The 13,467-nt window shown below is 63.9% G+C and carries 10 protein-coding genes; 7 read left to right on the top strand and 3 right to left on the bottom strand.

Annotation, left to right across the window (positions count from 1 at the left end; all coding sequences use genetic code 11):
• Positions 1-10: 10 nt before the first annotated feature.
• From ACNKU3_RS08535 to ACNKU3_RS08515, 5 genes are all read left to right on the top strand, one after another.
• Positions 11-1,249, top strand: coding sequence for a cytochrome P450 (locus ACNKU3_RS08535; RefSeq protein WP_418258992.1), 1,239 nt, complete (start codon positions 11-13; stop codon positions 1,247-1,249).
• Positions 1,250-1,506: 257 nt separating this feature from the next.
• Positions 1,507-2,871 (top strand): aromatic ring-hydroxylating oxygenase subunit alpha, encoded by a 1,365-nt coding sequence (locus tag ACNKU3_RS08530; RefSeq protein WP_418258991.1) that lies wholly within the window; start codon positions 1,507-1,509, stop codon positions 2,869-2,871.
• A gap of 42 nt (positions 2,872-2,913) precedes the next feature.
• The gene (locus ACNKU3_RS08525; protein ID WP_418258990.1) at positions 2,914-3,504 is read left to right on the top strand and encodes a carboxymuconolactone decarboxylase family protein; all 591 of its coding nucleotides are present in this window, start codon (positions 2,914-2,916) and stop codon (positions 3,502-3,504) included.
• A 31-nt stretch (positions 3,505-3,535) separates the two neighbouring features.
• The gene (locus ACNKU3_RS08520) at positions 3,536-4,432 is read left to right on the top strand and encodes an amidohydrolase family protein (RefSeq protein WP_418258989.1); all 897 of its coding nucleotides are present in this window, start codon (positions 3,536-3,538) and stop codon (positions 4,430-4,432) included.
• 124 nt (positions 4,433-4,556) lie between these two features.
• Positions 4,557-5,249, top strand: a complete 693-nt coding sequence (locus ACNKU3_RS08515; RefSeq protein WP_418258988.1) for a TetR/AcrR family transcriptional regulator — start codon at positions 4,557-4,559, stop codon at positions 5,247-5,249.
• Here ACNKU3_RS08515 and ACNKU3_RS08510 read toward each other — a convergent pair.
• A complete protein-coding gene (locus ACNKU3_RS08510; RefSeq protein ID WP_418258987.1) occupies positions 5,234-5,734 on the bottom strand; it encodes a nuclear transport factor 2 family protein in 501 nt (166 codons plus the stop codon). The genes ACNKU3_RS08515 and ACNKU3_RS08510 overlap by 16 nt on opposite strands.
• Before the next feature lie 336 nt (positions 5,735-6,070).
• Here ACNKU3_RS08510 and ACNKU3_RS08505 point away from each other — a divergent pair, with 336 nt between their 5' ends.
• Entirely contained in the window at positions 6,071-7,129 is a 1,059-nt protein-coding gene (locus tag ACNKU3_RS08505; RefSeq protein WP_418258986.1) for an LLM class flavin-dependent oxidoreductase, read from the top strand.
• Between the two features lie 43 nt (positions 7,130-7,172).
• Positions 7,173-8,870: an FAD-binding protein gene (locus ACNKU3_RS08500; RefSeq protein WP_418258985.1), complete on the top strand. Its 1,698-nt coding sequence runs from the start codon at positions 7,173-7,175 to the stop codon at positions 8,868-8,870.
• A gap of 54 nt (positions 8,871-8,924) precedes the next feature.
• Here ACNKU3_RS08500 and ACNKU3_RS08495 read toward each other — a convergent pair whose 3' ends face one another.
• Both ACNKU3_RS08495 and ACNKU3_RS08490 read right to left on the bottom strand, forming a co-directional pair.
• Complete coding sequence (locus ACNKU3_RS08495) at positions 8,925-10,493, bottom strand: AAA family ATPase (protein WP_418258984.1); 1,569 nt, start codon at positions 10,491-10,493, stop codon at positions 8,925-8,927.
• A 135-nt stretch (positions 10,494-10,628) separates the two neighbouring features.
• Entirely contained in the window at positions 10,629-13,403 is a 2,775-nt protein-coding gene (locus ACNKU3_RS08490; RefSeq protein WP_418258983.1) for a cation-translocating P-type ATPase, read from the bottom strand.
• Positions 13,404-13,467 lie beyond the last annotated feature (64 nt).

Genomic DNA, 13,467 nt, shown 5'->3' with positions numbered 1-13,467 from the left:
AGGTACACGTATGCAAAATGCCATGTTGTCCGGGATAGAGTTGTCCGGGATTGACCTGCCCTACCTGGCGGTGGACGAACCCGGCTTTTCCGACGACCCCGTCGCCCATTTTCGCGCGGCGCGAACGCAGCATCCCTGGCTGGCGAAAGCCTCCTTCGGCTACGTGATCACCGAATACCAGGCGATGCGCGACCTGCTGGCCCACGACGCGAAGATGCAGATGGGCTTCGTGGACATCGTCGAGTTCATGGGGGCGACGGGTACGCCCTGGGGCGACTTCATTGCCGGTACCGTGCAGGTGCAGTCGGCCGAGACGCACCGGCGTTTGCGCGATGTGCTGGCGCCGCATTTCACCCCGCGGCTGGCCAACCAGTACCGTTCGATGATGCGCGAGGTGGTCACCGCGCACCTCGACGCCTGGGCGCCGCGGCAGGCCTTCGATTTCGAGGAGTTCGCCGCGTATTTCCCGATCACCGTCATGTGCCGGATTATCGGCGCGTCGCCGGATGTCATCCCCAGCCTGCGCTCGTCCCTGGAAGCCCTGGGCCTTGCGCTCAGCATGGATCGCCAGTACCTGCCCCAGCTGCAGGAGAGCGTCCGCATCCTCGACGGTTTCGTGCGCCAGCTGGTGGACGAGCGGCGCGCGGGACAGCGGCTGTGGCCGGAACCCGACCTGCTGGACCGCCTGCTGGAGGCACAGGCCGGGGGAGGGATGACTGAGGAGGAACTCTACAACCTGCTGATTTTCCTGTTCGGCGCCGGCTACGACACCTCGAAAAACGTGCTGACCCTGATCATGCACATGCTGCTGGACCGCCCGGAGGACTACCGCCGTTGTGGCGAGGACATGGCGTTTTGCCGCAAGGTGATCGAGGAGTCGTTCCGCTACCGCAACCCCTCGTCGGCGACACGGGTGGTCAACGAGGCATTCAGCTTTCGCGGCGTCCAGTTCCCGGTAAAGACGCTGGTCATGTTTCCCTGGAGCGTGTCCGGCAGGGATGCGACGGCGGTGAACGACCCCGACGTGTTCAACCCCGAGCGCGGGTCGGGCTGCAGGCACCACATGGCCTTCGGCATGGGCGCCCATATGTGCCTGGGCCAGTTCATTGCCCGGGCGCAGATCGAGGAGGGCTTTCACCTGATAGCCCGGCGGCTGCGTAATCCGCGGCTGGTGGGTGCAGTGAACTGGCGTCCCTTTCCCGGAGTCTGGGGGATTCGCGGCCTGCCGATCGCTTTCGACTCCGCCTGACGGCGGCGTTTTCGCGGCTGGCGTCCAGGCCGGCATCCCGGTCGGCGCGCTTTGCACGCGTGGAGCGGATAACGGCTTGAAATGAAACTCACTAAGTGATATTAATCCTGCGGCGACTTGCCTATAAATAATAATTTGCTGAGACGCTGTCGTAGCAAGCCACCCGGCGCGGTCCTGCTTTCCGTCACCGGGCGCCATGGGGCTGCCGGCAGCCGCTCCCCGATCCAGCCAGGCCGGGTTGGGAGGAGTTTGCCCTGATGCGCACAGAAAACCACGGCAGCGGCATGGACAGCGCCCTGCCGATAGCGGAAATCGACTTCAGTCGCTACCACATGCGGGTGTCCACGGAGCGCTTCACCTCCAGGGATTACCAGGAGCTGGAGCGGGAAAAGCTGTGGATGCGCGTGTGGCAGATCGCCGGCCGCGCGGACGAGCTGCCCGAACCGGGCGACTGGAAGGTGTACACGGTGCTGGACCAGTCCTATGTGCTGGTGCGGGGCAGGGACGGCGCGATTCGCGGCTTCGTCAACGCCTGCCGCCATCGCGCGAACGCCTTCTGCCAGGGCTCGGGTCACTCCGCGCGCTTCACCTGTCCCTATCATCGCTGGACCTGGGAACTCGACGGGCGACTCATCGGCGTCGCCATGCCGGATTTCCGGGGCAGCGTCGAGGAATTCGTGGGACCGAAGGACGAGCTGGGCCTGCTGCCGGTGCAGGTCGAGGTGTTTGCCGGTTTCATCTTCCTGAACCCCGACATGAGTGCCGCGCCCCTCGCCGATTTCCTCGGCCCCGCGGCACAGGCCCTGGCCGCTTACCGGCTCGAGGAGATGGTCCCCGTGGGGCTCAATGTGCGGGAGAAAATCCGCTGTAACTGGAAAGTGGTCATCGATGCCTTCCAGGAGGGCTACCACGTCCAGGGCGTTCATCCCGAGCTGGTCTCCTACATGGATATGGCACGGGAGCGCTTCATGGAATTCGGCCTGCACTGCGCCTGTACCGTGCCCTTTGGCGGCGCCAGGAGTGCCACCGCGGGGCCGGAGCAGGAAGTGGCAATGTACCGGCAGCTGCCGGCGCCGAATTTCCCCGGCATCGTGGCGGCGCTGCCGCGCTTCGAAAACCTGGTGGCGCTGTACCTCGATGGCGACGGGGCCCCGCACTTTCCCGCAGGCGTATCCGCGCGTGGCCTGATGCAGCAGGCGGTGCGCGAGACGATGACGGCCAGGGGGCTGGATGTCAGCGCATTGAGCGATACCCAGATGAGCGATTACCAGTTCTGGGCGCTGTTTCCCAACGTCTATCTCCAGCTGTGCCCGGGCGAGGCGACGGTGATCATTGCGGCGCCGGACCGCGACGGCGACCCCAACGCCTGCAGCTGGCATGTGTGCCACTACCTGTGGCTGCCCGCGGAGCTGCGCGAAGAACAGCGGGCCGAGCTGGTCGAGATCCCGGAGGGTGAGCACTTCGATTATTTCCTGGCGCTGGAGCAGGATTACTCCCAGATGCAGCAACAGCAGGACGGGCTGCGCAATCGCGCGGTGAAATTCATGAGCCTCACCCGGCAGGAGCCGCGGGTCGCCCATTTTCACGCGGTGCTCGATGACTGGCTCGGCGACAGTGCCTGATCGCCGGTCCACGGCGCCGCTGGCCAGCGGCGGGAGCAGTTGATGGCGGAAGATCAAACAGTCTGCAACGCCGAGCCGCGGATTGCGCCGCTGGCGGAGGCTGAGCTCAGTGCAGAGGCGCTGCCACTGGCGGCCCGGCTGCGCTCCCTGTTCGGCCTCGAGACCACGGAGTTGCCGGATGCGGTCGCAACGATGCTGCGGCACCCGGAAATCTACCGCGCCCAGGTCGATTACATCACCCAGCGCGCCAAAGCCCTCACGCTGGAAATGCGCGATCTCGAGGTCGTCATCCTGCGCACCGGCTGGCTGTGCCGCTCGGCCTACACCTGGGGCGAGCATGTCAGGTTCGGCAGGAATGCGGGCCTGAGCGCGCAGGAGATCGAGTGGCTGGTGCAGGGCTCCGCGGCGCCGGGCTGGAACGAGCGCGACCGCGCGCTGGTCCGGCTGGCCGAGGAATTGCACGCCGATGCCTGTGTCAGCGACGCCACCTGGGCGGTGGTCGCGGAAAACTTCAGCGACAAGCAGATCATCGAATTGTTGATGATGGTCGGCTTCTACCACGAAATCGCGTTCCTTTATAACTCGATGCGAGTGCGCCTGATCCCCGGTAATGAGGGGCTAGCGGCTCGCTGAGAGGCGACAATCATCAAGCGGGAGACAGAGCATGGATATCGTCGACAGCCAGGTACATCTCGGCCCCGGGGGCGTCCCGGAAATGCTCGCCGCTATCGATGCGCTGGGCGTGAAATCCGTGCTGGTGGACGAGTGGTGGATGGGAACGCCGGGGCATCCCTACTACAGGGTGGGCCCTGCGGGCGCAGCGCAGCGCACAACCTCGCCCACCGCAGAACTCGCCGCCTGGGCCCACTCGGAGCGGTTTTCCTACCTGGTGCGTGTCGACCCCCGGGACCCGGAACTGAAGGCCGTGGTGCGTTTTGCCAGGGATGCCACCCATGCCCGGGCCCTGCGTGTTTCCCCGGGCATGTCGCGCGCCGAAACCGCGGATTTTGCCGGCGGGGTCTACGATGAGGTGTTCGCCCTGGCTGCCGCCAGCGGTCTGCCGGTTTTCGTGCAGATTGCCGGCCACGCCGATTTGCTCGAGCGCATCATCGGCAAGTACCCGGATGTCCGCATTGTCCTGTGCCATTGCGGCATGCCTCCCGGTGCCAGGCTCTGGCCGATCTTCGCGCAGATGGAAGGGCTGGAGGACAGCGAGGATTACTGGCGCCGGGTCGGGGAGGAACCGCTGGACCAGGCGTTCACCAAGGTGCTGCGCGCCGCGCAGTGGCCGCAGGTTGCCCTGAAGTGGGCCCACGCGCCGGTGATGTTCAACGCGGCGGGCTATCCCAATCTCGCGGCGCGGCCCTTCCTGCGCAAGGCGCTGGATGCCTTCGGTGCCGAGCGGGTCATGTGGGCCAGCGATATTTCCGCCAACCAGACCGGTGAAAGCTGGGCGGAGCTGATCTTCGCGATTAGCGAAAACCCCGAGGTGAGCGCCGCGGAGCGCGAGTGGATCATGGGCAGGACCGCGCGCCAGTGGCTGGCCTGGGAGCAGGAGTAATACGCCGGGATACGCGGCAGCGAAGGCCGCCGCCCCCGGCACTGCGGCCAGGTTGCCAGCTTCGGCCAACTTCCATAGACTCGAGCGCATACCCGCATTTCGCAACGACTTCGACTGGGACGCTGTGACTACTGAAAAAAAAGCCGGCAAGAAACGCGCGGACAGCAGGAAAAAGGCAGCGAGACCCGGCCCCGGCAGGCCGACCAAATCCCAGTCCATGTCGCGGCATGTCGAGTTGCTGGACAGCGCCCTGGACCTGTTTTCGGAAAAGGGTTACCAGCACACCACCATGGACGATATCGCCGCATCACTGGGGATGGCGAAGCGAACTATCTACAGTCACTACGGTGACAAGAAGGCGCTGTTCAAGGCAGTCCTGCAGCGCGCGATCGACGCCTGGATCATCCCCACGGAACGCCTGCGCTCCGCCGAAACCGATGACCTCGACGAGACCCTGGTGCGGGTGGGCAGCCTGCTGGTAGAGAACATGCTCTCCGATGCCGGGCTGCGCCTGCTGCGCATCACCAACGCCGAAGCCTACCGGATGCCCGAGATCGGCGCGTTCACCAATGAGCAGGGCACCCGCCCGACCCTGGATTACCTGGCGGACCTGTTCCGGCGGCGTATGCAACGCAAGCGTGGCAGCGCGTTCGACGCTGACAGGGCCGCTTTTGCTTTCCTCAACATTATCGTCGGTGCTCCGGCCAACCTGACAGCCTGGGGCATGACCTTCGACCGGGATTCAATCACTGAGCACGCGCGTTATTCGGTGAAGCTTTTCCTCCACGGCGTGCTCGACGATCAGGCCGGCAGGTAGGAAGGATCACTCCGGTCGCGCCTGCTGCGCAGCTGCTCTTCCGGGACCCAGCGTTCGAGCACCGGGTCCACCCGGTCGGTATCGACGACGACAACCCGCCGGGTGATACGCCACTCGCCGCCGCGCCGCTCGTAGCGGTCGATATAGCGCGTGTTGACCACCAGGTCTTTTTCCGGACCGCCCGGTTGCGCGGCGACACGATGGTAGGCGCGGGCGTAGTGTTCCGCCCAGGCCGTGTCGCCATCCACTTCTACCAGCTGGTTGCCGGTGAAATGGGTGGTGGAGACGAAATTCGGGCAGCCCGCCTTGCAGTACTCGATGAACCCGTCGATACCACCCACGTACTCGCCGTGATCGTCGATGGCATCGGGGTGGTAGCAGGAGCGCACCAGTTCCCAGTCCATCCTGTCGATCCCCCGGCAATAGCGGAGCTGGACTTTCTTTATGGCCGCTTCATCGAGCAGGCGCTGCAGGGCGTCTTCCATTGGCGGGTACTCCAGTTGGTTATTCTTTGCCCGGAATCATGCCACCGAATGCGGGTTAATTGAATGATGGCGCTGCCGTATCACCGCTCGACGCCGGTATTTTCACCGCGGCGGGTGAGCGCTTTGCGCCCGGCATTGGCACCATCCCCCGCTTGTTATGAAACGGGCCAAGTGATATTGTTTAAATGAAACTCTAAAAGTGATATTAAACGCCGTGAAGGTGTTTGACAGGGCGCAACCCCACAGCAACTGCTGTTGCGCCCGCCCCCGGAAAACTGCATCGAAATCGCTGCGGCACCGTGGCGCGGGCCGGGCCGCAGGTGCGGAGATAATAATATGCGAGTAGGGCTTCATTTGGGCTACCAGAACCTGCATGGTGAACCGGACGTGAAGACGTTCATGCAGGAAACGCAGTTTGCCGTCGAGGCGGAGGCCATGGGCTTCGATTTCGTCGGTCCGGTGGAGCACCATTTTACCGACTACGCGGCCTGCCCCGATCCCTTCGGTGTGCTGTCGTACATCGCAGCGAAAACCACCAGTATCGAGCTCATCACGGCAGCTGTCATACTTCCCTGGAACAACCCTCTGCGCGTCGTCGAGCAGTTCCTGCAGCTGGATATCCTCTGCGGGGGACGGCTGATCGCCGGTATGGGACGGGGCGCCGCCCGGCGCGAATTCAGGTCTTTCGGGGTCGAGTTGGCCGATTCGAGAGAGATGTTCGACGAAGCCGCGGCGATCATCATGGAGGGCATCGAAACCGGTATCGTCGAGGCGGACACCCGGTGGTACAAGATTCCGCGCACCGAAGTCCGGCCCCGGCCCTTCAAGTCATTCAAGGACCGCACGGTGATGGTCTCCATGTCGCCGTCCTCGGTGGAAGTGGCGGCCAACTATGGCCTGAAGACCCTGCGTTTCTCCCAGGGCGACTGGCGCAAGGCGATCCCGGAAATCAACCAGTACCGTGAAACCTTCGAGAGCAAGCACGGCAAGCAGGCGCCGCCGTTCATCATCTCGGATTTCATGCTCTGCTTCGAGGACGAGAAGCGGGTAACGGAATATTGCGACAGGTATTTTTCCGTGATGTTCGAGACGGTCGCCAATCACTACGAGTTCATGAGCGACCACTTCAAGAACCTGCCGTCCTACTCCACCTATGCCTACATGGGGGAGAGGGCGGAGGCGGCGGGCGGTGCGCACAAGGCGTATAAGGACTACATCGGCGGCAATATGATCGGTACGCCGGAGCGGCTGATCGAGCATCACCTGGAACGCGCGTCGATGGTCGGTGATTACGAAATGCTGTGCAATTTCAGTTTTGGCGGGCTGCCCTACGAACTGGTGTACGAACAGGCCAAACTGTTTGCCGACAAGGTTTTGCCACACCTCAAGGGCTGAAACTGCCAACGCCTTTATCGAAGAATTTCCGGAGCTGCCCGACATGATCAGAAATCTGCCCGCAAAGTGGGATATGGAAACCGACGTCGTCTCTATCGGCTCGGGTATCGGCGGCCTGTCCGCGGCTGTAACTGCGCATGATGAGGGCCTCGGCGCCATCGTGCTGGAGCGCGCCGACCAGGTGGGCGGGGTTACCGCGCTGTCCCTGGGCGAGGTCTGGGTTCCCGGCAATCACCTGGCAGCGGCGTTGGGGATGGAGGATTCGCCGGAGTCCGGCTTCCGCTATCTCAAGCGCCTGTCGATGGGCTACGCCAGCGACTACCTGATACTCAACACGGTGGTCCATGCGCGTGAGGCGTTACGCTATTTCGAGGACCGGATAGGCCTCGACATGGAGGTTATCCGCGGCCTGCCGGATTACTACTACGGCGTCGACGACGACAGCGTTGCCGAGGGGCGCATGCTCGAAGTGCGGCCTTTTCCCGCGCAATCGCTGGGGGATTGGCAATCGCGCACGCGGGTGTCGCCTATCGTGCCCTTCGGCATGACCCACGAAGACATGTACAAGCCGGGCGGCACCGCGAATATTGCGAAGTGGGATTTCGAACTCATGGGCGAGCGCCTGGTCAACGACATCCGCTGCCTGGGTCCCGGCCTGGTGGGTTATTTCGTCAAGGCGGTGATCGATCGCGATATCCCGATGCATACTGGCGTCAACGTCGAGGAACTGATCGGCGACGGTGAGCGCATCGTCGGCGTGCGCGCTACCCGGGAGGGGCAGGACCTGTTTGTGCGGGCCAGGCGCGGTGTCGTCATCGCCGTCAGCAGTTACGAGCGCAACCAGGAGTACAACAAGACCCTGGGCCAGCAGCTCAACCCGATTTCCTATGTGATCAATACCATCGACGGCGCCAACCTGCGACTCGCCGGCCCGGTCGGGGCGCGCGTCGCACGGGTACCCGATATTACCCTGGTCGGTTATTTTATTCCCGGGGAGGAAACCGAGGCGGGTGAACCGATGCCGCGCAGCGCGATGGCGTCCATCGGCCTGCCGCACACCATCGTCGTCAATCGCAGCGGCCGGCGCTTTGGCAATGAGGCGTTTTACCGCCAGTTCAACTACACCATCGACCAGATCGACGGCGCGACCCAGACCCATCCGAACTTTCCCTGCTGGGCGATTCTCGACAGCCAGGCCAGGGAAAAATATCCCTTTGGCTCGATCATGCCCGGCCAGGACTGGCCCGAGGGACTGGGTGTCCGCGCGGATTCCATTGCGGGCCTGGCCGCTGCCATCGGCATCGACGCGGCGGCGCTCGAGGCGACCGTCACGGCGTTCAACGCCAACGCCGAAAAAGGCGTAGATCCGGATTTTGGTCGCGGCACCCACCGCTGGAGTATCTCGATGTGCGGCGATCCCAATCACCACCCCAACGGCAATCTCGGCCCGCTGTCCCGGCCGCCGTTTTACGCTGTCGAGTTGAAGCGGATGGGCGGCAGCGGGATACCGGCCGCCGGCCTGCTGGCGGATCACCACTGCCGCGCGCTGGGCTGGGATAACGAACCGATCGCCGGCCTGTACGTCGCCGGCAACTCCATGGCGAGGATGGAGACCGGCGCGGTCATGCAAAGCGGCATATCCAATGCGCGCGGCATGACCCACGGCTTCCTCATCGGCCATCACGCCGCGGGCAAGCCCAGCCCCTTGTTGCAGCAGGAGATCGAACGCCTGGGGCTGTAATACCCTCTGGTTACGTTTTGCGTATCCTGTGCCTGATATGCGGGCTGCTGCGGCTCACGCGCTGCGAAGAAACTTTTCCAGTGCCTCCCACAAGCGCGACGGTTCTGATCCGGAATCGACACTGAGGGTGACTTTTCGCTCGTCGTTCGACAGCTCTTCGCGCTGGACACTCTGCATTTCCATCACCGCGATGTCGGCCTCCGAGGCATCGGTCTCTCCCTGCTGGCGCAACAGCAACCGACGCCTGAGTTCCTCGGGATCGGCGATACAATCGACGATAGCGAAGGGTACCGCGAGTCGCTCCGCGAGTTGGCGAAAGTCGTCGCGCACGTGGCGGTGCAGGAAGGTGCCATCGACGATCACCGCAAAGCCGGCGTTCAGGATAGTACTGGCCAGGTCCGCCAGACGATCGAAGGTCCTGACGGACATCGCCGTGCTGTACATGGCTTGCGTATCCTCCGGGTGGCTGCGTTGCTCGGGCGCCAGTCCGGCCAGTCGCTTGCGCTCGACATCGGAGCGAATGCGTATGGCACCGGAGGCCTCCACCAGCTTGCCAGCGACCGTGGACTTGCCGCTGCCCGACAGGCCGTGCGTGATCACGAGGAAACGCCTGCGGGGCCGGCAGTAGCGGTACGCCAGGCCGAGGTAGCGGCGCATTTCTGCATAGTCCTCGCTGTCCGCGAGCCCCGGGCGGCCCGCCGGATGGCGCAGCAGGTTCACCTTGGCGCGCACCAGGGCATAGTAACTGCGGTAGAGATCCAGCAGGGCCAGCCCGTCGAAATCCCCGCGGTATTCCAGGTAGTCGCTGAGCAGGCGGTGGGACTCTGCCGGATGACCGCGCGCGTTGAGGTCCATGTCCAGCAGCGCGATTTCTGCAATACTGTCGACAATGCGGAACGCAGCGTTGAACTCGATACAGTCGAAGAGCCGCAGCCGACCCTCGACTATCACCATGTTGCCGAGATGGCTGTCACCGTGACCATCGATCACCCAGCCCTCGCGTATCCGCCGGTGCATGGCGGGCAGCAGCGCGTCCAGCCGCGCCCCGGACCAGTTCTCCACCGCGCTGAGCTGCTGGCGTTCTGCGGGCTGCAGCGGGTAGGCGCGAACCTGCTGGAAGTTCTGCAGCATCGCGGCTTGCAGGGCGGCCGGGGTGCCGGGTTCGCGGCCATCCGGGTCGGGTGAGCAGCGGGGGAGCTCCGTGTGCAGCCGGGCCATCTCGCGGCCGATACTGCGAACCAGCGCGCTGTCCAGTTCGCCGCGCGCCGCCACGTTGTCCAGTAACTGGCCCTCGTCGAAGCGGTGCATTTTTACCGCGTAATCGATTGCGGCTCCACTCCGGTTCATCACCGGCTCCCCCGGCGTGCCGGTGACGGGGACTACTGCGAGGTAGAGTTCGGGAGAGAAACGGCGGTTCAGCCGCAACTCTTCGTCGCAGAAATGTTTGCGCTGCGCCAGTGTCGAAAAGTCCAGGAATCCGAAGTTCACCGGCTTCTTCAGTTTGTAGGCGAAAGGCCCACAGAGAATGATCCAGGAGATATGCGTTTCACGCAGGACCAGGTTTTCCACGGAATGATCGAAGGCCCCGGGGCGGCAGAGTCGCTCGATACTGGCGCGGTCCATTAACTTTCTCCGGGGATTGGCGTGGCGAAACGCAGGAGGCAGCACCTGTCTCCAGGTGTAGTGGCCCCCAGGTTGCTAGTACATCCGAACAGTCTAGACCGGGCCGGGGTGAATGGGTAATCGCGGGGTCAACGGTCAGTGTGCTTTAGACGTGGGATTCAGCACGCGTTTCTTGACTTCCATCACGCCCAGGTAACCCAGCGCGGCGATGACTGGCCAGGTCCAGTCGTGCAGGCGCAAGGACTGAAAATCGAACCACTGGCCGATTTGCGGAACGCTGGTGATGATCGCCACCAGCGCAAAGGAAAACAGCAGGGACAGCCACAGGGCCCGGTTGGTAAACAGGTGGGCACTGAAAATCGAATCGGCGCTGCGCCGCGAGAGAATATTGACGTACTGCACCAGGACGATGCCGAGGAAGGCCCCTGCCTGCGCCATTTCCGTACTGCCGCCGGTACCCAGTACCATGTAAAAACTGAAATAGCTCCCCAGTCCCATCAGGCTGCCGAAGAAGATGAGTTCCAGCAGTCGCGGACGGTCGATGATATGCGCGCCCAGTTTGCGCGGCGCCTGGTGCATCAGCTCCCGTTCCGCGCGGTCGAAGGTCAGCGCCATCAGCGGCAGCATTTCCCCGATCAGGTCCACCGACAGGATCTGCACCGCGGTGAGGGGAATCGGCAGTCCCGCGGCCGCCCCGGCGAAGCCCAGGCAAACGCAGCTCAATTCGCCGATGTTGGAGGTGATCGAGGAGAGAATCACATTCTTCAGATTCTGGAAGATGGTGCGGCCCTCGCGCACCGCGACGACCAGTGTGGTGAGATCGTCGTCGGTGAGCACGACCTCGGCCGCTTCCCTGGCGACATCCGAACCCTGTTCGCCCATAGCTACGCCGATGTTCGCGCTCTTCAGGGACAGGGTGTCGTTGACCCCGTCGCCGGTCACCGCAACCACCTCGCCCATGGCTTTGAGCAGTTTGACCACGCGGTATTTGTCCTGCGGCGAGACGCGGGAGAGGATCAGCGATTCGCCGCCCAGCGCCCGCTGCAGCTCGTGGTCCGGCATTCGCGAGAGTTCGTCGCCGGTGAGCACAGCGCCGTCGGGCATGCCGATGCGTTCGCCGATGGCGGTGGCGGTGATCGGGCTGTCGCCGGTCAGCATGAACATGCGTACCCGGGCGCCGCGCACTTCCTCGAGGGCCCTGCGCACGCCCTCGCGGGGCGGGTCGAGCATGGCGACCAGGCCGGCAAAGACGAAATTCCGCTCCGATTCCTCGACCGAAAATTCGCGCTGTTCAGGCGGGAAGTCGCGATAGGCGAGGGCGATCACGCGCAGTGATTCAGCGCTGTAGGCCTCCATCTGTTGTTCGATCGTTGCACGCAATCCTGCGTCGAGGGGCAGGATGTCGCCGTCGCTCTGGTAATGGCTACAGGCCTCGAGTACCGCCAGTGTCCCGCCTTTCATGTAGCCGATGGTCTTGCCTTTGTGGCGTCGCACCAGGGTCATGCGTTTGCGCCGGCTGTCGAAGGCCAGTTCGGCCAGCAGGGGGAAGCCCTCGAAGCGTTCCTCGGGGTCCAGCCCGGCCTTGATCGCCAGTGGGGTAAAGGCGGCCTCGGTGGGGTCGCCCAGGGCGTACCAGTCCGGGTGGCCTTCGTCCGGCGGGTGGGTGCGCCCGTTACTGGCCAGCAGGCCGTGCTGGAAAAAATGCTTTGCGCCTTCCAGCTCACGTTCCGCGAGTGGCTGTCCGTTTTCGTGAATTTCGCCTTGCGGGTCGTAGCCTCCCCCGCTGACCTCGTAGCAGTGGCCATTCCTCCAGCCCCGGACGATGGTCATCTGGTTTTCTGTGATGGTGCCGGTCTTGTCAGAGCAGATGACTGTGGTACAGCCCAGGGTCTCCACCGCGGAAAGGCGTTTGACCACCGCATTTTCACGCGCCAGTCGTCCGACGCCCAATGAGAGCGCCACGGTGATCTGCGCCGGCAGTCCCTGGGGAACACAGGCCGCCGCCACGCCGATGGCGAACAGTGCGCTGGCATTGACCAGGGCCGCTGTGTCGGCGAATTCGTCCGCCCGCAGCAAGACGTTGATCGCGAAGAGGGCCAGTGCGATCACACCGGCCATGCGCGTCAGCATCCCCGCGAGTGCGTTCATCTCCCGCTGCAGGGGCGACAGGTCGCGCTGGATGGTCTGGCCGATCCCGGCTATCTCGCCGATCGCGCTGGTCATCCCGATGGCGACGACGACACCTCGCGCGCTGCCGCGGGCCACGCTGGTGCCCATGAAAACCAGGTTATCCCGGTCGGAAAGGGCAGCCTGCGCGCCTGGCCGGAGGGTCGGGTCCTTGCTCTGCGGTACCGATTCCCCGGTGAGCATGAAGTCGTTGGTGGCCAGTTCGCGCGCCTCGAGCAGGCGCAGGTCCGCCGGGATTGCGGCCCCTTCCTCCAGCAGTACGATGTCCCCCGGCACCAGGTCCTGCGCCTCTATTTCCCGGGTTTCCCCGTCACGCACCACCCGGGCTTTACCGCTGATCATCGATTTCAATTTTTCCAGCAGGGCCTCGGCGTGATACTCCTGGTACAGTCCGATCGCGGCGTTGACCAGGATAATCATCAGCAGCACGGTCGCGCCGCGGGTATCGCCGAGATACCAGGCCAGGCCCGCGGCGACGAACAGCACCAGGATCAGGAGGTCGCGAAACTGGTGCAGCACCAGGCGGTAAAAGGGCTGGCGGCCGGTCTCTTCGAGCAGGTTGGGTCCGAAGCGCGCCTGCCGCCTGGCGACTTCCCCGGCGGTCAGGCCCTGCGCTGCGTCACTGCCCAGTTGCGACAGGAGCTCTTCCACGGGCAGCAGGTGGGCTGCCTGCGTGAGCAGCTGGTCGGTAGCGGGATAGCCCTTGCTTGCGTCCTGTGTCACCCTGTCGTTTCCCCGGAGGTAAAATGGAGCATGGGCCGGTGCACCCGATTTACAGGCACCGTAA

Origin of the sequence: Haliea sp. E17, from assembly GCF_048323675.1 — a bacterium.
Taxonomy (GTDB): Bacteria; Pseudomonadota; Gammaproteobacteria; order Pseudomonadales; family Halieaceae; genus Mangrovimicrobium.
This window is presented reverse-complemented; position numbering and strand designations above follow the sequence as displayed.